Consider the following 16476-nt stretch of genomic DNA (forward strand, 5'->3'; position numbering starts at 1 on the left):
TCAATCGGACCGAAGATGCTTTGCCAAGACGTTACGGTTGGGCGTTTTTACCGTCGAATGCCAGTTCGGTGACCTTTTGCGGTTTTCCGACCCTTGTCCCCCTCGCCGTTCGGCGACTCTTCGCGCGTGTCGGGGTGTTGCCGCACGCGATGGCGGGCGTCCGACACACCCGAACGGCAAGAGCCGATCAACACGAGCAGTCGCACGAGCAACATTCGCCGCATTCACAGCAGTTGCTACAGCAGTCACAACCGTCGCAGCAGTCCCCGCAGTCGCACTTGTGGCAACACCCTTGTCGCTCCCGGCCGGTGCACGGATCCTCGAACGTCTCGCGGCAGCACCACTGGCACGTGCAGCACAGCCCGGCCCAGATCGCGCACGCGACGAACACGTTGTGGCCGCCGGGCGGCGGAGGCGGCGGGGTCGGACCACCGGGCGGACCCCACGGGCTGTTCGGGTCGTACGGGCTGCCGGGCGGCTGCTGATGCGGCGGTTGCGGGTAGGGCGGTTGCTGATTCGGCCACGAGCCCTCGGGTCGGGCGGCCAGGCGTCGTTCGGGCCGCTCGGAGTGCTTGGCGCAGCCGTTGCCGTGCTTGCCGCCGACCGAACACGACGGCGACTCGACCGGGAAGCCCGCGTGCCGGAAGGACCGGTCGATCGCCTCGTCGACCTCGTGTACCAGCAGCCGGTGGGCGAGCACGCCGTCGACGAAGTCGACCTCGGCCAGGGCGAGTCTGATCCCGGTGGCCGCGTCGCGACACAACCGGTGCGCCTCGTCCGGCCCGGTACCAGTGGCGAGCAGCGGGTTCCAGGCCCCGGCCGCGCGGTCGGCGTGGATGTCCTCCACCGCGTCGAGCAGGTGCGCGAGCCGACCGAACAACCGGCCCGCCTCGGCCAACGACTCGGCGTTGTCCGGCCGTTCGGCCAGCAGCGCGGTGTGCGCGAACGCGGCGGCGGTCGCGGTCTCGGTGGGCTCGGTCACGGTCAGCACGGACACGCCCGGCCCGGCCAGCGCCTCGACCTCGACCTGCCGGTCCACCGCCTCGACCATCACGGCCGTGTCGAAGCCCACGTCCGACGCGGCGTCCGCACCCTGGCGGGCCCAGCGCTCGGCGACCCGGCGCGCGCCGCCCGCCACCACGCGCCGCTTGTACACCCCGTCGCCGTCGTCGACGTGGTCGCGCATCTTCGCCGACGCGAGCACCAGCGACACCGCGCCGGCCAATCGGGCACCCTCGCCCATCGCGACCTCGGCCCGGCGCATCGCGCGCAGCGGGCACGGACCGGCCTTGCGTCGGCCCTCCGCCGCGGGTCGCGCGGACTGCCCCTCGACCAGGACCGAGATGATCAACCCGTCGTAGTTGGTGGCGATCCGCGCCGCCTGCCCGTGGTCGTCCCGCAACGCGAGACACATGCCGCACAGGTGCGCCATCCACTCGCTCTGCAACTTCTCCGTCAGTCGGTGCCGGCACGGCCGGATGATCCCGAACAACCCCTCGCCCCATTTCCCTGCGCCGTTCCGGTCCCCACAGGCGAATCAGCCTACTGATCACCCGTCAGCCCCGTTCGGGTTCCGGGCCGGGGTGGGGCCGGCCGGGCAACCCGCGGCCGCTTAGGATCCGCCGCGTGACTGCATCGATACTGGTCGTCTGTAGCGGGAACATCTGTCGCTCCCCCGTGGTCGAGGCGATGCTGCGGCACCGACTGACCGGCTCGGCGCTGTCGGCCGAGGTGTCCTCGGCGGGCACCATCGACTGGAATGCCCGGCCGATGGCGGACAACAGCACACTGGTGCTGGTCGAGCACGGGATCGACCCGGGTGCGCACCGCAGCCGCAAGCTCACCGTCGACCTGCTGCGTACCGCCGACGTGGTGATCGGTATGACGCGCGAACACCAGTGGGCCATCGAGGCGCTCGCCGCCGACGCCCTGCCGCGCGCCTTCCTGCTCGGCGAACTCGTCCGGTTGGGCGAGAAGTTCGGTCCGCGCGGCGAACTGCCGCTCGCCGACTGGGTGGCCCGGGTGGACGACCTGCGACCGGCGAACCGGATGGCCCGACCCGCCGACGAACTCGACGACCCGATGGGCGAGCCGATCGAGTCGTTCCGGGTGATGGGCGCCCGGGCGGACGACCTCACCGGGCGGCTGGCCGAGCTGCTCGTGCGGTGATCCGCGCGCCGCGCGATCCCCAAGATCATTCGAACAAATGATCTTTCCTCGCGTCACCACAAGGCCCCCTGGGCACACCGACTCTTTGGCTGCCTCGTACACTCGCGGTCCCGCCGAGGGGATCGGCGGCACCGGGTGGGGGTGGACATGCGCGACGCGGAGCACGACCGGAATGACCGCGAGTACGGCGAGTACGGCGGATACGACGACTACGAAGACCGGCACGACCACGAGGACGGGGACCGGCGCAAACACGGCTGGGTGTTCCTGGTCCTGGCCCTGTTACTGGTGATCGGCACCGGTTACGGGGCCTACTCGTTCCTCCGGCAGGACGACCCGTCCTCGGCCTCCTCGGCGTCCGGATCGGCGTCCGCGTCGGCCGGCGCCGTCGAGCGCAGTCCACGCAACGCCGCACGACGCTTCCTCGGCGAGTGGCAGGCCGGCAACTGGACCGGCGCCGGCGCCCTCACCACCGACCCGACGGCGGCGGGCGCGGCGCTGGTGGGTCTGAACGACGGGCTCCGGGTGAGCGCTCGCCGGCTCACCGTGGGCGAGGCACAACCCGAACGGCCCGACAAAAGTGTGCCGGTGCCGTTCGAGGCACGGCTGACCCTGAACCACGCGGGCGAGTGGACCTACACCGGCACCCTCACCGTGGCCAGGACGCCGGGCGGGGGCCACCTGGTCGACTGGGCGCCGACCGCGCTGCATCCGGAGCTGACCGCGACCACCCGGCTCGAGTTCGTGCCCAACCAGGACGGTGTCGGCGGCGAGGTGCTGCGCGCGAAGGACGGCTCGGTGTTGTCGGCGGCGGAGAATCCCTCCCTCGCCGCGATCCGGACCGGCCTGGCGAGCAAGGCCCGGCCCGCCGAGCAGGCCGTGCCCGGCGGCACGGTGCTGTTGGTCGACGCGACCTCGAAGACCTCGCTCAAGCAGCTCGGCACGGTCGGCGAGGTGCAAACCGCGCCGCCCTCGGACGGTGGCGTGCGGACCACGCTGGACGCGAAGTTGCAGGCGGCGGCCGAGCGGGCGGTCAAGGGCGAGTCGCGGACCACCTCGCTCGCGGCGGTGCGGATCGGCACCGGCGAGATCCTCGCCGTCGCGAACAACCCGGCGGGCGGGCCGAACAACGCCTTCCTGGGCACCACCCCGCCCGGCTCGACGCTGAAGATCGTCACCGCGGCGACGCTGCTGAGCAAGGGCGTGGTCGGCCCGGACGACAAGGTCGGTTGTCCCGAGTCGGCGAACGCGGGCGGCATGCGGTTCACCAACTCCGAGGGTCGTTCGTTCCCCGAGGGCACCTTCAAGGTCGCGTTCGCGCAGTCCTGCAACACCACGATGGCGAACCTGTCGGCCAAGCTCAGCGGCGCGGACCTGTCCACCGTCGCGCACGACTGCTTCGGCATCGGCGGCGACTGGAAGACCGGGATCGTCTCGTTCGACGGCCGGGTGCCCGCCGCGTCGGACGACACCATGAAGGCAGCGAACATGATCGGCCAGGGCCAGGTGCAGATGAACCCGCTCACGATGGCCTCGGTGGTCGCCACCGCGAAGTCCGGCGCCTTCCGCCAGCCGCATCTGCTGCCGGACCAGGAGGGCCTGTGGCGGGCGCCGCGCGAGCTCTCGCCCGCGGTGAGCGGCCAACTGCGCACGCTGATGCGCTCGGTGGTCACCGAGGGCACCGCGCGCGACTCGCTCGGCGGGCTCGGCGGCGACGTGGGCGCGAAGACCGGTACCGCCGAGGTCGGCGGCGGCAAGCCGAACAACGGCTGGATGGTCGCCTACCGGGGCGACATCGCGGTCGCGGTCTGGGTCGAGGGCGGCATCACCGGCGGCCGGTCGGCCGGGCCGATCGTGAAGTCGTTCCTGGGTGCGACGGGCTGAGCGGCCGTAGTCCATCATGGGCAGCGTGACCGAACACGATCTTGCCGACGAGGGCCCTGGCCGGGCCGAGACCTTCCTCGACCTGCTGCGCCTGGAGCAGATCGAGGAGAACATCTTCCGGGGCTGGTGCCACGCCGGCGCGCCGCTGCGCGCCTTCGGCGGCCAGGTCGCCGCACAGGCCCTGGTGGCGGCGGGCCGCACGGTGGTCCCGGACCGACACGTGCACTCGTTGCACAGCTACTTCCTGCGGCCCGGCAGCACCACCGCGCCGATCGTGTACCAGGTCGACCGGGTCCGGGACGGGCGCTCGTTCGCGACCCGGCGCGTGACCGGTGTACAGCACGGCGCGGCGATCTTCACCCTTTCGGCGTCCTTCAAGGTGGCCGAGGAGACCCCGGAGCACCGCCGCGCGATGCCGGACGTGCCGCTCCCGGAGGACCTGCCGGACCCGTACGAGAAGTTGTCCGCCGAGGAGCGCGCGCACTACGAGGAGTCGCAGACCCGGCTGCTGATGGACCTGCGCTTCGTCCCGGAGGACAAGTCGCCGGGCACCCACATCGTCGACGGCATCCCGCACCAGCGGGTGTGGATGCGCGCCGCCAAGCAGTTGCCGGACGACCCGCTGCTGCACGTGTGCGGACTGACCTACATGTCCGACCTGACCCTGGCCGGCACCGCGGCCCGGCCGTACATCACGAATCCGGCCAAGCTCCAGATGGCCTCGCTGGACCACGCGGTGTGGTTCCTGCGCCCGTTCCGCGCCGACGAGTGGCTGCTGTTCGCCCAGGCCTCGCCGTCCGCCCAGGACGCGCGCGGGCTGGCCATGGGCGAGTTCTACAACCACGACGGCGTACTGGTGGCCTCGGTCGTCCAGGAAGCGGTGATCCGCCAGCGGTAGCGGCACGGGTCGGTCACGGCGGCGTGGGTTTTCCAGCCGGGCCGCGGTTCGGCCGGGTGAGCGCGTCCACGCCCAGTCGCGCGCCCGCGCGGACCCCGCCCACCCGGCCGAGCTCGCGCAGCGCGTACAGCAGCACCGCGATGTCGTCGATCAGGATCGGGTCGGGCAGCAGGTCCACCGGGCTGATCGCGTAGATCAGCGCACCGAGGAACAGCGCCCGGTCGCGCGTGGTCGCGTCCGGCCCCCGCACCAGCCGCCAGGTCCGCAGCAGCCTGCGGACCAACACGACCACGATCACGAGCGTCACGACGAAGACGACCGCCGCGACGCCGAGCACGATCCACACCCAGGTGTCCACGTGGGTCGTCTGCCCCGTCAGGCGCCGCCCACCCAGACCGTCTTCGCGTTGCAGAACTCGCGGATTCCCTCCCGGGCGAGTTCGCGCCCGTACCCGCTGGTCTTGATCCCGCCGAAGGGCAGCTCGGGGTAGGACGTGACCATGCCGTTCACGAACACCGCGCCGGCCTCCAACTCGGCCGCGCAACGCTCCTGTTCGGCCTCGTCCTCGGTCCAGGCGTTGGCCCCGAGGCCGAACGGGGTCGCGTTGGCGAGGTCGATCGCCTCGTCCAGGTCGGCGACCCGGTACAGCCCGGCGACCGGGCCGAACACCTCCTCGCGGTACATCCGCATGTTCGGGGTGAGCTCGGCGACCACGGTCGGCGGGTAATACCAGCCGGGACCGGCCGGCCGCTCGCCGCCGCACAACACCCGCGCACCCTTGGCCTTGGCGTCCTCGACCTGGGCGCTGACATCGAGTACGCCCTGCTCCTGGGCGAGCGGGCCCACGTCGGTGCCCTCGGCGGTCGGGTCGCCGACCCGCAGCGCGGCCATGTGCGCGGTGAAGGCCTCGGCGAACGCGTCGTACACGTCGGTGTGCACGATGAACCGTTTGGCCGCGATGCAGCTCTGCCCGTTGTTCTGGGTGCGCGCCTTGGTGGCGGTCTTCGCGGCGGCCTCGATGTCGGCGGAGGGCAGCACCAGGAACGGGTCCGAGCCGCCCAGTTCGAGCACCGTCTTCTTCAGCTCGCGGCCGGCGATCGCCGCGATCGAGCGACCGGCACCCTCGCTGCCGGTCAGCGTCGCGGCCACCACACGCGGATCGGACAACACCCGCTCGACCAGCTTGGACCCGATCAACAGGGTCTGGAAGGCACCCTCGGGGAAGCCGGCCCGGGTGAACAGCTCGCCCATGTACAGCGCGGTCCGCGGCACGTTCGACGCGTGCTTGAGCAGGCCGGTGTTGCCCGCCATCAGCGCGGGCGCGGCGAAGCGCATGGCCTGCCAGAGCGGGAAGTTCCACGGCATCACGGCCAGCACCGGACCGAGCGGCTCGTAGCGTACGTACGCCCGCCGCGCCCCGACCGCGCCGGCGTCGGCCGGCTCGTCGGCCAGGAACCCCGCCGCCCGCTCGGCGTAGAACCGACACAGCCGGGCGCACTTGACCACCTCCGCCTCGGCGGCGGCGAGCGTCTTGCCCATCTCCGCGGTCATCACCGCCGCGACGTCGGACTTCTCCGCGTCGAGCAGGTCCGCGGCCCGACGCATGGCCGCGGCGCGCACGTCGTACGAATCCCGCCGGTGCGCCCGGAACACCTCGTCGGACCGCGCCACGCGCGCCTCGATCTCGCGTTCACCCAGCTCGGCGAACTCCTCGAGCGTCTCCCCGGTCGCCGGATTGACGGACGCGATGGCCATGAGAGCCTCCAGATACGGCGGATGCGAAAGGCGAGGGCGGCGCACGCCGAACCCGATCGGCGCGCCCCCGCTCGACCCGTTACCCACAGCGCACCGGCTGACACAACACCCCGTTCGGCCCGGTGCGCCCGCCGCTTGTCACCGCGGCCTGGCAGCATGCCCGCCATGAAGGAACAAGCCATCCCGATCCTGCGCGTGGCCGACGCGGCCGAGTCCGTCACCTGGTACGCCCGGCTGGGCTTCGTCCGGGAATGGGAACACCGCTTCGAACCCGATCTCCCCGCCTTCGTCGACATCGCCAGGGGCGATGTGCATCTCTTCCTCAGCGAGCACACCGGCGACGCGACGCCGGACACGCTGGTCTACCTCCGGGTCGCCGACATCGACGAGGTGGCCCGGGAATTCGGCGTCCCGGTCGAGGAGGCGCCGTGGGCCCGGGAGGTTCACCTGAGCGACCCGGACGGCAATCGGCTGCGGTTGGGCACGCCGAAGGAGGAGTGAGGCCGACCCGGAAGCCGAGCGGGTCAGCCGGCCGATCTACCGACGAGTAGCTTGATCCGGCCGCTGTCGACATGCCCGGCGAGGGTGCCGAGATGCCGACGCTGGGATTCGTCGATGCGCAGCCAGGTCAGGGCCGGAAGGTCGATCAGGGGGGTCAGGTCGGTCACGGGGGCCCTGGAGACGCCCACGTAGGCGAGGTGTGGCAGGCCGGCCAGCGGGGTCAGATCCGACACACCGGATCCGTCGGCGAACACCTGCCTCAGAGCGGGCAACCCGCTCAGCGGGCCCAGTTCGGTGACCGGAGCGCCCATGATGTCGAGGCAGTCGAGATCGGGGTGCCTCACCAGCGCGGACAGGTCGGTGATCCGCGTGCCGCCCAGGTTGAGACCGCGCAGCCGCGGAAGGCCGGGCAGGGACCGAAGATCCTCCAGTTGCTCGTCGGTGAAGTCGAGATGCGTGAGCCACGGACACAGATCCCACGCGCTCGGCTGGGACAGGTGCTCCACGCCGAGCCACAACCGGTGCACCCCTGGCAGTTCCGCCAACGGTCGCAGGTCCGTGACGCGCGTGCCGTTGATGCCCAGGAAATCGAGCCGCGGCAAGGCGGCGAGGGCTCGGGACGGAATCTCCGTCGTCTCGGCGGGCAGCAGGATGGTCCTGACATCGGTCCTGCCCGCCATCGCCTCCAGGCCCCGCAGGTCGGGAACCCAAACGCAGCAATCCCCGAAGTCCACGTGCTTCAGCACCGATTCGTAGTAGCCCTGCCGGTCGGTCAGCCCACTCCACGCCCCGAGCAGAGCCAGCCGGATCCCGGGTGGCTCCCGATCACGAAAGCAGCTCAGCAGGGGGATCGTGGCGTCCCCGGCGATCTTGGTCACCGTACGAACGATGTGGCGCGCCTCCTCGTCCGTGACCCGCCGGCCCCGCACCAGGTCCGCGAGCAGGTCCAGGACGAACTCCCCCACACCCGCCAGATTCTCCGCGCCCTCCCAGTCTCGCGGGGGCAACAGCCGGGACGTCTCGACCCGGAACCGCTCCGCCCGCTCGGGATCCACCATCGCCGCCGTCGACACACACGCCGCGCCCAGCAGCCACAACCGATCGCGGTGCACCGGGTCCGCCTCCGCCCGCGCGATCAGGCCGTCCAGCAACTCCCGCTGCCGGGACGGGTCGTCCTGGGTTCGGCCGACCGCCATGATCAACACGTCGTGGTAGAGCGGATCGTGCGCGTGGTTGATCAGGTGGTCCAGGTGTTCGGCCCGGACGATCTCCAGTGCCGCCAGGTAGTCCTGGAAGCTCGCGTGGCCGAACTCGAAGACACCGAGCTCGGGTTCCTGGAGCAGCCCGCTCCGGGCGACCAGACTCGCCAGGACCTCCTCGGCCGTGTACGGCGGTTCGACGGTCTGCCGAAACCTGGCCAGTACGTCGGCCACGCACGCCGTCGCGACCCGTTGGGTGATCGATCGGCGGCCGTTGAGCGTCATCCACATCGCCAGGGCGGCCAGCACCTTCTCCGCCTGGGTCGGCTGGAGCCGGACCCGACTCGTGCCGATCCGCCGGGCCCGTTCGCGACCACCCAGCAGCATCGCCATGGCCGAGCGGTACAACTCGGTGCGGCCCTCCGGGAGGGCCTGGTCCGCGTACCGATGCAGCGCGCACATCAGCGCGCACAGCAGGGGGTTGGTCCCGAGCCGGGCCAGGTCCCGGCGGCTGTCCAGGGTGTGCTTGAGCCGCTCGGCGCACTCGGCCAGTTCGTCGGGTTCACCGAGTTGGGCCCGATGCCAGCGGTCCACGAACAGCGCGACCTGCGCGCTCGACATGGCTTGGAGCTCCCCCGCGACAAAGCCCGCCCGGCGCAGTCGCCGATGCCGCCGCTCGGACAACACCCTCGGTCGCGAGGTCACCACGTAGGCCGCGTCGGGGTAGTCCACGCACAACTGTTCCAGCCAGTCCAGCGCGTCCGCCCGGTGCCCCTCGGGCAGTTCGTCCACGCCGTCGACGAAGACCACCGCCCGCCCGTCGCGCATCCGGCGCGCCGCCCAGCCCGTGGGCTGCTCGCCGCCGAGCGTGGACCCGGAGGCGTCGACGAAGTCGGCCGGCGCGGGCAACACCAGTCGATCGTCCGCGACCATGGCGCGCAGCTTCAGCAGGAACGGCACCCGGCCGGTCCAGGAGGCCAGTCGGGCGGGCAGATCCCCCGAGGCCACGTGCACGGCGAGCCGGCGCAGCAGCGTGCTCTTGCCGGATCCCGCCGGGCCCTCGATCACCATGCGATCGCTGCGCGCGAGGGCGTCCTCCAACAGGCTGCGCGCGGTGTCCGCCTGCGCGCCGTCGTCGTCCCAACGCCGCCGGGGCTCGCGACGGGTCTGCACGACCAGGCTCACGTAGGCCGTGGTCAGCTCGTACGTACTGTCCTGGGGGTCGAGTTCGGTGACCCCGAACAGCCGGGCCTGATCCAGCCTGACCCGCAGACCCGCGCGGTAGCGCCGGTCGAACGTGTCGTCGACGTCCTCCTCCGCCGGTACCCGGCGCAGCAACTCCGCCTGACCGACCGCCTGTTCCAGCACGGTACGGGCCAGGAACTCGGGCTGCTTGGTGAAGAAGTCCACGATGTGCGTACAACACTCGCCCAGAAGCGCGTCGTACAGCGGCGTCCCGGACTGCGCCGACCCCCGCGCGCGGGCGGCCAACCGCGACCGCAGCACGCTCGAGTCCAGGCCCGCGGCCTGGACGTCGTCCATGGTGACCGCGTCGCCGAGCGTGGCCACCACCGCCGCGACGATCAGTTCGCCGTCCGCCGGTTCCAGTCTGGCGAAGTCCTTTTCCACATCGGTCAGTCGCCGGGTCAGGGTGCGCGTCAGTCGTTCCACGTCGCCGGCGCCGACCTCGCGGCGTACCCGGCGGCGCGCGACTCGCCCACCCATCCGAACCGGTGCTTCGACCAGTCGCGCGCCCGGGGGCGCCGAGGTCAGTCGCCGCAGTGTGCTCGTGATCGCCGTCGCCAACAGGCGTCCCTGTACCGGATCCACCACTCGTCCCGCCTCCCGAGCCGACCGGATACTCGAGTATGTCGCGATCGGCGATGATCGAGTGGGGATATGCGATCAGACCGGCCGAGACGGTGCCCGATCGTGCTCGGACGATCCGGGGTCGACGTCCGGCTCCGCTCGTGATCGGTCCCGGTCCCCCGCCAAGACCCCCCTGGCCAGTTCCGCCAGCCCGCGCTTGATCCGCTCCACCGAGATGCCCAGTTCGCGCTGTCGCCGGTACACCTCCGGTGCCAGCGGCGCGAGCAGCATGTCGGCGAGCGCCTCGGGGTCCGCGCGCTCCGCCGCCAGGATCCGCACGTGCGTGTACCAGAAGCCGTACGCGCCGGTCCGGTAGCGCGCGCTGCCCGTCTCCGCGCCCAGGAGCAGGTGCACGTGCCGCTCCAGTAGGTCCACCATCGCCGCGTAGAAGGCCGCCAGGCGCTCGGCCGGATCGTTCTCGTCCGGGCCCAACGGCGGTGCGCCGCGCAGGATTCGGTGTTGCAGCGCGTGTTCGTGCTCGTCCAGCAGGGCGCGCGCGATGGAGGCCCGGTCGGGATAGCGGCGATACAGCGTGCCGCGGCCGATGCCCGCCGCCTTGGCGATGTCCTCCATGGTGACCTCGGCCGGATCGCCGGCCGCGAACAGTTCCTCGGCCGCGGCCAGGACCCGGGCCCGGTTCCGGGCGGCGTCCGCACGCTCCCGGGGCCGAGCCGCACCGTCCGCGGCGACCGGGAGGCCCGTGAGCAAGTCGGTGCGTTTCGTCATGATCCCCACCCTAATAGCAAGTGGACAGCATGTCCACTTAGCTGTTACGGTCCCCTCACTGAAGCGGACGACCCGTCCACTTAACCCTCGGGAGCAACCATGCCGCACCTTCTCCACCTCGACTCCAGCGCCCGTGCCGACTCCTTCTCCCGGACCCTGGGCGCGGCATTCGCCGACGCGTGGCGGAGCGCCCGGCCGGACGCCGAGTACACCCACCGCGACCTGACCGCGCGCCCGGTGCCGCCGATCGACCAGGCCTGGACCGAGATCTGCGACACGATGTTGCGCGAGGGCATCACCGAGATCGCCGACTACCCGCGAGCGGTCCGCACCCCCGAGCAGCGCAAGGCGTGGGACGTGGTCGAGCCGCTGCTGGCCGAACTGGTCGCGGCGGACGTCGTGCTGATCGGCGCGCCGATGTACAACTTCGGCGTTCCCGCCCAGCTCAAGAGCTGGATCGATCAGGTCACCTTCCCCAAGATGTCGCTCGCGCCGCGTCGATTCGTGGTCGCCTCGGCCCGCGGCGGCTCGTACCTGCCGGGCACCCCCCGGGCGCCGTTCGACCACCAGACGCGCTACCTCGTCGACTTCTTCACCGGGCACTACGCGATCTCGGACGCGATCGTGCTCGGTACCGAACTGACCAACTCGCTCGTGGACCCGGCGCTCGCCGAACGCCGGGACCTGCACCTGTCCTCGCACGCGGACGCGCTCACCCGCGCCACCGAGCTCGGACGCTCACTCGTGGAGGGGTACTGATGGCCTGGTTGATCCTGCTCGGAGCCGGCCTCGTCGAGGTCGTGTGGTCGCAGAGCATCAAGCCCACCGAGGGATTCACCAAGCCGGTGCCGACGGTGATCTGCTTCGTGCTCGGCGCGACGGCCGTCTACCTGCTGTCGGTCGCGATGCGCGACCTGCCGGTGGGTACGGCGTACGCGGCGTTCACCGGGATCGGCACCGTCGGCGCGATCACGCTGGGCATCACCGTTCAGCACGACGCGCTCAGCGCCGGACGCATCGCGGCGCTCGCGCTGATCGTGGGCGGCCTGGTGCTGGCCCGGCTGACCTCGACCGGGTGAGCCGCGACCGCGCCGGCGGGCCGACGAAGCGGGGCCGGGCCGAACGGGTAAAGCGCGAGCGCGCGTTGCTCCTCGACTGCGCGCGGATGCGGGAGCGAGCCCACATCGCGGACGCCGGGCCTGATCCGCCGCTGACCGGGCCGATCGCGGGCGCGGGTCGGTGGGTCGACCAGTCGCGCGGGCTCGCTGCGGCGGGCCCGCGCGCTCGGTAACCTCGGAGGCGTCCGGCCCGGGTCGGATCCGCGAACCGGAGGAGTGCGCATGTCGGTGACCCTCGCGAAGGGTGGCAACTGCCCGTTGGCGGTGGCCGCCGTGCTGGTGGAGGTCTCCTCCCAGGCGTCCGTGGACGTCTCGGCACTTCTGCTCGCCGGGTCCGGAAAGGTGCGCTCGGACGCCGACTTCGTCTTCTACAACCAGCCGACCGGGCCCGGCGTCCGGCTCCGGTCGGGTGAGCCGGGGCGACCCGCGGCGGTGCAGGTGGACACCGCGGCGGTGCCCGCGGACGTGCAGACCATCGTGGTGGCGCTGAGCCTGGACGGCGGTCCCGGCGCTCCGGCCACCTTCGGCGGGACGGTGCCGCCCGCCGTGACCGTGCGCGACACAGCCGGCGAGGCGCTGGTCACCTTCACGCCGAACGGGTTGGGCCGGGAGACCGCGCTGGTGCTGCTGGAGTTGTACCGGCGCGGCGGCGCGTGGAAGGTGCGCGCGGTCGGCCAGGGCTACGCCAACGGACTCGCCGGCATCGCCACCGACTTCGGTGTCGCCGTCGACGACGAGCCGACCCCTGCGCCCGGACCGGTCGGCGCACCGACCCGGCCGCACCCGCGGCCCCAACCGCAGGCCCCGTCGCCGGCGGACACGCCGCCTCCGACCCAGGCCACGACGCGTCCCCCGGCCCCGACGTCCGAGGCCCCTCCGACGACGGCGACGCCGACCGCCCCGCTGTTGCCGCACGAGCCGCCCAGGCCCGCCCCGATCCCGCCGCCGATCCCCCGCCGCCCGGTGACCGTGCAGCCCACCCCGGCTCCGGCACCCGCCCCGCCTCTGCCGCCGCCCCCGCCCCCAGCCCCGGCCCCGACGCCTGCTCCGACCGCGGCGAGCACCGCCCCGCTCCCGGTCGGCGGAACCCGAACGGGCGGCCCGATCAACCTCGACAAGGGCCGGGTCAGCCTGCGCAAGGATCAGACAGTCTCGCTGGTCAAGACCGATGCGCCGCCGTTGACCCGGATCCGGATGGGCCTGGGCTGGGATCCGGCGAAGGCCGGAAGCAGCATCGACCTCGACGCGTCCTGCATCGCGTTCGACGCGCAGGGCAAGAAGGTCGTGACCGTGTGGTTCATGAAGCTGTCCGGCCTCGACGGCGCGATCGCGCACTCCGGCGACAACCTGACCGGCGAGGGCGAGGGCGACGACGAGTCGATCGTGGTCCGGCTCGACGCGCTCCCGGCCCGGGTCACCGGGCTCGTGTTCACCGTGAACTCGTTCCTGGGGCAGAAGTTCACCGAGGTCTCCCACGCCTTCTGTCGCCTGGTCGACGACACCACCAACGCCGAGTTGGTCCGCTTCGAGCTGTCCGCCACCGAGCCGCGCACGGCCGTACTGATGTGCAAGCTGGTTCGCGAGGGCCCGGCGTGGTCGATGACGGCGCTCGGGCGCTTCGCCGACGGGCGCACGGTGAACAAGCTGGTGAACCCGGCCCGCGAGGCGCTCGGGCACTGATCGAGGCTCGGTGGTCCACGAACGCGGACGGACGGGCCGCCGCCCACCCGCGCGGGATCACGGGCAGTGCTCGCCGTACTTGACCACGCCCACGTCCACCGAGTCCGAGACGGGTGCTCCCTGGGCCGGCCGCTGGGTGCACACCAGCCAGTGCGTCTCGATCAGCACCAGCCGACTCCCGCCCAGGTCCCGCGCCTTGACGTGCGTGTCACCGCGCAGGGCCCGGCGCACGACGGTGAGGCTGCGGCCGTTCAGGTCGGGCATCCGGCCGTCGACCACCTCGGGTTCGGCGGTCGGCGCGGTAGCGGCCGGGCACTTCTCGTCGTGTCGGACCACGCCCAGGTCGACCCGGAGTCCGGTGGCCAGCGGCCCCGGCCCGGGACTTTGGTCGCACACCTTCCAGTTGCTGAAGACGAACTGCCGGCGCCCGCGACCGCCCGCGTCGTGCGAGGCGACGAACCGGTAGCCGGCCCGCCGGGCGCCGTCCCACGCCTGTTGGAAGTCGGCGCCGACCAGGTCGGGCAGCACATGTTTGGGCACCGACGACGGCTTCGCCGGCGGAGTCGTCGACCGGGCCGGCGCCGACTCGGCGGGCGCCGCCGCCGTGGCCGCGACACGCGCGCCCTCGGCCGGCGTCGAACCGGTGCGCTCCGCACGGTCCCGATGGACCAGCCCGACGATCACCAGCACCGCGACGACCGCACAGATCACCCCGAGCCGCTGCCTCGGGTTGCGCCACCACGTCATCCCCCCACGATGCGGCCGAACGCGGCGAAATGGGAGCGATTCGCCCGCCGATCACCTGTTCGTGTGGTCTACACCCGATTCCGGAAACGCCTCACGGACCGCGAACTCGGTCGCCTGACGCACTATCTCGGCCCGCGAGGGGCCGGGCGCGCCGATCACGATCCGGGTGGCCAGCCCGTCCAGCAGCGCGTGCAGGCGCAGCACGTACCCGTCCGGGTCCGGGTGCGGCCCGATCATCGCGCGCAGGTCCGCCATCCACGGCCCCTCGATCTCCGTGCTCGCGGCCAGCACCTCCGGGTCGCCGAGCGAGCGCGTCCACACCTCCAGCCACAACGTCCAGCGCGAGTCGGCGCGCTCGTCGGGCAGGTAGAGGTCGATGTAGCCGGCGAGCCGTTCGGCGACGGAGAGGTCGGGCGCCGTCAGCAGCGCCCGCCGGCGCTCCGCGAAGCCCAGCTCGCTCCAGCGCAGCGTCTCCACGAGCAGTTGTTCCTTGGACCCGAAGTAGTACGCGACGTGGCCGCCGCTGATTCCGATCCGCTTGCCCAGGCCCGCCATGGTCAGTGCGGCCAGGCCGTGCTCGGCGATCGCGTCCATCGCGGCCTGGAGCACCACCTCCCTGGGCTGTTCCAGCCGCTTGCGCCGTGTCCCCGCCATGCTCAGCACCCCTGGTTCGTTCGATGGCGGACCTCGCCTGCCGCCATGTTAGAACGTCGTTCAATACCGCGTCCGGCGAACCGGCGCCGCCATACTGGCGGAAGGCAGCGCCCACCCCGACGAGAGGACCCAACCGTGGCACCCCAGCCGCTCACCGACGCCGAACTGACCAAGGCCCTCGCCGACCTCCCGGGCTGGCGGGTCGTGGACGGCGAGTTGACCGCGACCTACACGTGCGCCCGCGCGGACGTGCCCGCCTTCTACGCGACCGTCGCCGCCTCCGAGGACCAGGCGAACCACCACGCCCGGATCACCATTCTGTACGGCACCCTGTCCTTCGCCTTGACCACCCACGACGCGGGCGACCGGATCACCGCCCTCGACGTCGAGTTCGCCACCCGCGTGGCATCCTTCGCCGCCGCCCACGGGGCCGCCCTCAAGGACTGAGCGGGCGCGGGCGCCGTGCAGCGGGGCCCGCGGACGGCGGGCTTGGCGCGGGGCCGAGGGCCGCGACCGGGCGGTGGGCCACGCAGGCTTCACGCGGCGCTTTCCGGCCGTTCATCAAGACGACCGGAGCGGCGCCTAGCCTCCGAGCATGAGCACCGACGCATCGGCGTCCCATCCCGTCTCGACCACCGTTCGCGGTTGGCTCCTCCCGTTCGCCGGCGCCGGATCGGCCGGGTGGCTGATCGGGACGTACGCGATCCGCGCCGCCGCGCAGGGTTCGTGCGACGACTTCGGGCGACGCGGCTGCACGGGTGACGACTTCGGCCCATCGCTGGTCGGCCTGGCCGGTCTGGTGCTGCTGCTCGTCCTGATAGCCGGCGCGGTCGCGGCCACGGCCGGACGCCGCGGGATACCCGCGTTCGCCGGCTCCCTGGTGTTCGCGGGCACGATCGCGGTACTGGCCGCGCTCGTCGAACCGACGTCCGACGCCGGTTGGTACGTGCCGACCGCGACCGCCGCCGCCCTCGCCGTCCTGCTGCTCGCCCTCGCCGCGTTCGGCGCGGGCGAGCGGGGCACGGCACCGGCTCCCGCGTCGAACGCCGCCGGGCCGGCGGGGTCGGCCGAGCCGCTCACCGGCGCCGAGCCGCCCGGCCCCGGATCCCACGGCACCGCGTCGACCGAGCACCGCTGACCACGCACAGGCTTTACGACACCACCACCCGGGGGCGGGGGGGGGGGGGGGGGGGGGGGGGGGGGGGGGGGCGGCGGCGCCCCCCCCCCCCCCCCCCCCCCCCCCCTCCCCCCCCAACCCCTAACCCCGACGCTAGGA

The 16476-nt window shown here is 72.3% G+C and carries 16 protein-coding genes; 9 read left to right on the forward strand and 7 right to left on the reverse strand.

Annotation, left to right across the window (positions count from 1 at the left end; all coding sequences use genetic code 11):
• Window positions 1-187: 187 nt before the first annotated feature.
• The gene (locus ACZ4FV_RS06425; RefSeq protein WP_395869147.1) at window positions 188-1492 is read right to left on the reverse strand and encodes a DUF5685 family protein; all 1305 of its coding nucleotides are present in this window, start codon (window positions 1490-1492) and stop codon (window positions 188-190) included.
• A 134-nt stretch (window positions 1493-1626) separates the two neighbouring features.
• Between ACZ4FV_RS06425 and ACZ4FV_RS06430 the strand changes: the two genes are divergently transcribed.
• The 3 genes from ACZ4FV_RS06430 (at window position 1627) to ACZ4FV_RS06440 (ending at window position 4951) form a co-directional block, all read left to right on the forward strand.
• Window positions 1627-2169 (forward strand): arsenate reductase/protein-tyrosine-phosphatase family protein, encoded by a 543-nt coding sequence (locus ACZ4FV_RS06430; protein ID WP_395869149.1) that lies wholly within the window; start codon window positions 1627-1629, stop codon window positions 2167-2169.
• Between the two features lie 147 nt (window positions 2170-2316).
• The gene (locus tag ACZ4FV_RS06435; RefSeq protein ID WP_395869151.1) at window positions 2317-4053 is read left to right on the forward strand and encodes a penicillin-binding transpeptidase domain-containing protein; all 1737 of its coding nucleotides are present in this window, start codon (window positions 2317-2319) and stop codon (window positions 4051-4053) included.
• Between the two features lie 16 nt (window positions 4054-4069).
• Entirely contained in the window at window positions 4070-4951 is an 882-nt protein-coding gene (locus tag ACZ4FV_RS06440) for an acyl-CoA thioesterase (protein ID WP_395869153.1), read from the forward strand.
• 13 nt (window positions 4952-4964) lie between these two features.
• Here ACZ4FV_RS06440 and ACZ4FV_RS06445 read toward each other — a convergent pair whose 3' ends face one another.
• Window positions 4965-5309, reverse strand: coding sequence for a YkvA family protein (locus ACZ4FV_RS06445; RefSeq protein WP_402238978.1), 345 nt, complete (start codon window positions 5307-5309; stop codon window positions 4965-4967).
• Window positions 5310-5326: 17 nt separating this feature from the next.
• Complete coding sequence (locus ACZ4FV_RS06450; protein ID WP_395869157.1) at window positions 5327-6706, reverse strand: NADP-dependent succinic semialdehyde dehydrogenase; 1380 nt, start codon at window positions 6704-6706, stop codon at window positions 5327-5329.
• Window positions 6707-6871: 165 nt separating this feature from the next.
• On the opposite strand from ACZ4FV_RS06450, the gene ACZ4FV_RS06455 reads away from it, so the two are divergent.
• Window positions 6872-7207 (forward strand): glyoxalase superfamily protein, encoded by a 336-nt coding sequence (locus ACZ4FV_RS06455; RefSeq protein ID WP_395869159.1) that lies wholly within the window; start codon window positions 6872-6874, stop codon window positions 7205-7207.
• A gap of 23 nt (window positions 7208-7230) precedes the next feature.
• Here the strand turns inward: ACZ4FV_RS06455 and ACZ4FV_RS06460 are convergent, their stop codons facing one another.
• Both ACZ4FV_RS06460 and ACZ4FV_RS06465 read right to left on the reverse strand, forming a co-directional pair.
• Window positions 7231-10236: an NACHT domain-containing protein gene (locus tag ACZ4FV_RS06460; protein WP_465322013.1), complete on the reverse strand. Its 3006-nt coding sequence runs from the start codon at window positions 10234-10236 to the stop codon at window positions 7231-7233.
• A 75-nt stretch (window positions 10237-10311) separates the two neighbouring features.
• Window positions 10312-11001, reverse strand: coding sequence for a TetR/AcrR family transcriptional regulator (locus tag ACZ4FV_RS06465; RefSeq protein ID WP_395869163.1), 690 nt, complete (start codon window positions 10999-11001; stop codon window positions 10312-10314).
• Window positions 11002-11100: 99 nt separating this feature from the next.
• On the opposite strand from ACZ4FV_RS06465, the gene ACZ4FV_RS06470 reads away from it, so the two are divergent.
• The 3 genes from ACZ4FV_RS06470 (at window position 11101) to ACZ4FV_RS06480 (ending at window position 13799) form a co-directional block, all read left to right on the forward strand.
• On the forward strand, window positions 11101-11760 hold the full coding sequence (locus ACZ4FV_RS06470) for an FMN-dependent NADH-azoreductase (RefSeq protein ID WP_395869165.1): 660 nt from the start codon (window positions 11101-11103) through the stop codon (window positions 11758-11760).
• On the forward strand, window positions 11760-12080 hold the full coding sequence (locus tag ACZ4FV_RS06475; protein WP_395869167.1) for a DMT family transporter: 321 nt from the start codon (window positions 11760-11762) through the stop codon (window positions 12078-12080). The genes ACZ4FV_RS06470 and ACZ4FV_RS06475 overlap by 1 nt, the downstream gene beginning before the upstream one ends.
• A gap of 261 nt (window positions 12081-12341) precedes the next feature.
• Complete coding sequence (locus ACZ4FV_RS06480) at window positions 12342-13799, forward strand: TerD family protein (RefSeq protein ID WP_402238983.1); 1458 nt, start codon at window positions 12342-12344, stop codon at window positions 13797-13799.
• A 57-nt stretch (window positions 13800-13856) separates the two neighbouring features.
• Here the strand turns inward: ACZ4FV_RS06480 and ACZ4FV_RS06485 are convergent, their stop codons facing one another.
• Together ACZ4FV_RS06485 and ACZ4FV_RS06490 are read right to left on the reverse strand one after the other, a co-directional pair.
• The gene (locus ACZ4FV_RS06485) at window positions 13857-14546 is read right to left on the reverse strand and encodes a hypothetical protein (RefSeq protein WP_402238985.1); all 690 of its coding nucleotides are present in this window, start codon (window positions 14544-14546) and stop codon (window positions 13857-13859) included.
• 51 nt (window positions 14547-14597) lie between these two features.
• On the reverse strand, window positions 14598-15200 hold the full coding sequence (locus tag ACZ4FV_RS06490; protein ID WP_395869172.1) for a TetR/AcrR family transcriptional regulator: 603 nt from the start codon (window positions 15198-15200) through the stop codon (window positions 14598-14600).
• Window positions 15201-15335: 135 nt separating this feature from the next.
• On the opposite strand from ACZ4FV_RS06490, the gene ACZ4FV_RS06495 reads away from it, so the two are divergent.
• Both ACZ4FV_RS06495 and ACZ4FV_RS06500 read left to right on the forward strand, forming a co-directional pair.
• Window positions 15336-15647, forward strand: a complete 312-nt coding sequence (locus ACZ4FV_RS06495) for a 4a-hydroxytetrahydrobiopterin dehydratase (protein ID WP_395869174.1) — start codon at window positions 15336-15338, stop codon at window positions 15645-15647.
• 148 nt (window positions 15648-15795) lie between these two features.
• Entirely contained in the window at window positions 15796-16338 is a 543-nt protein-coding gene (locus ACZ4FV_RS06500) for a hypothetical protein (RefSeq protein WP_395869176.1), read from the forward strand.
• Window positions 16339-16476 lie beyond the last annotated feature (138 nt).

Source organism: Embleya sp. NPDC025285, from assembly GCF_055558835.1.

Excerpts from the sequence above, each read along its gene's own strand:
- ACZ4FV_RS06455 (WP_395869159.1), top strand. The coding sequence starts at position 6,872 with ATGAAGGAACAAGCCATCCCGATCCTGCGCGTGGCCGACGCGGCCGAG.
- ACZ4FV_RS06435 (WP_395869151.1), top strand. The coding sequence starts at position 2,317 with ATGCGCGACGCGGAGCACGACCGGAATGACCGCGAGTACGGCGAGTAC.
- ACZ4FV_RS06450 (WP_395869157.1), bottom strand. The coding sequence starts at position 6,706 with ATGGCCATCGCGTCCGTCAATCCGGCGACCGGGGAGACGCTCGAGGAG.
- ACZ4FV_RS06490 (WP_395869172.1), bottom strand. The coding sequence starts at position 15,200 with ATGGCGGGGACACGGCGCAAGCGGCTGGAACAGCCCAGGGAGGTGGTG.
- ACZ4FV_RS06440 (WP_395869153.1), top strand. The coding sequence starts at position 4,070 with ATGGGCAGCGTGACCGAACACGATCTTGCCGACGAGGGCCCTGGCCGG.
- ACZ4FV_RS06480 (WP_402238983.1), top strand. The coding sequence starts at position 12,342 with ATGTCGGTGACCCTCGCGAAGGGTGGCAACTGCCCGTTGGCGGTGGCC.
- ACZ4FV_RS06475 (WP_395869167.1), top strand. The coding sequence starts at position 11,760 with ATGGCCTGGTTGATCCTGCTCGGAGCCGGCCTCGTCGAGGTCGTGTGG.
- ACZ4FV_RS06465 (WP_395869163.1), bottom strand. The coding sequence starts at position 11,001 with ATGACGAAACGCACCGACTTGCTCACGGGCCTCCCGGTCGCCGCGGAC.
- ACZ4FV_RS06500 (WP_395869176.1), top strand. The coding sequence starts at position 15,796 with ATGAGCACCGACGCATCGGCGTCCCATCCCGTCTCGACCACCGTTCGC.
- ACZ4FV_RS06485 (WP_402238985.1), bottom strand. The coding sequence starts at position 14,546 with ATGACGTGGTGGCGCAACCCGAGGCAGCGGCTCGGGGTGATCTGTGCG.
- ACZ4FV_RS06470 (WP_395869165.1), top strand. The coding sequence starts at position 11,101 with ATGCCGCACCTTCTCCACCTCGACTCCAGCGCCCGTGCCGACTCCTTC.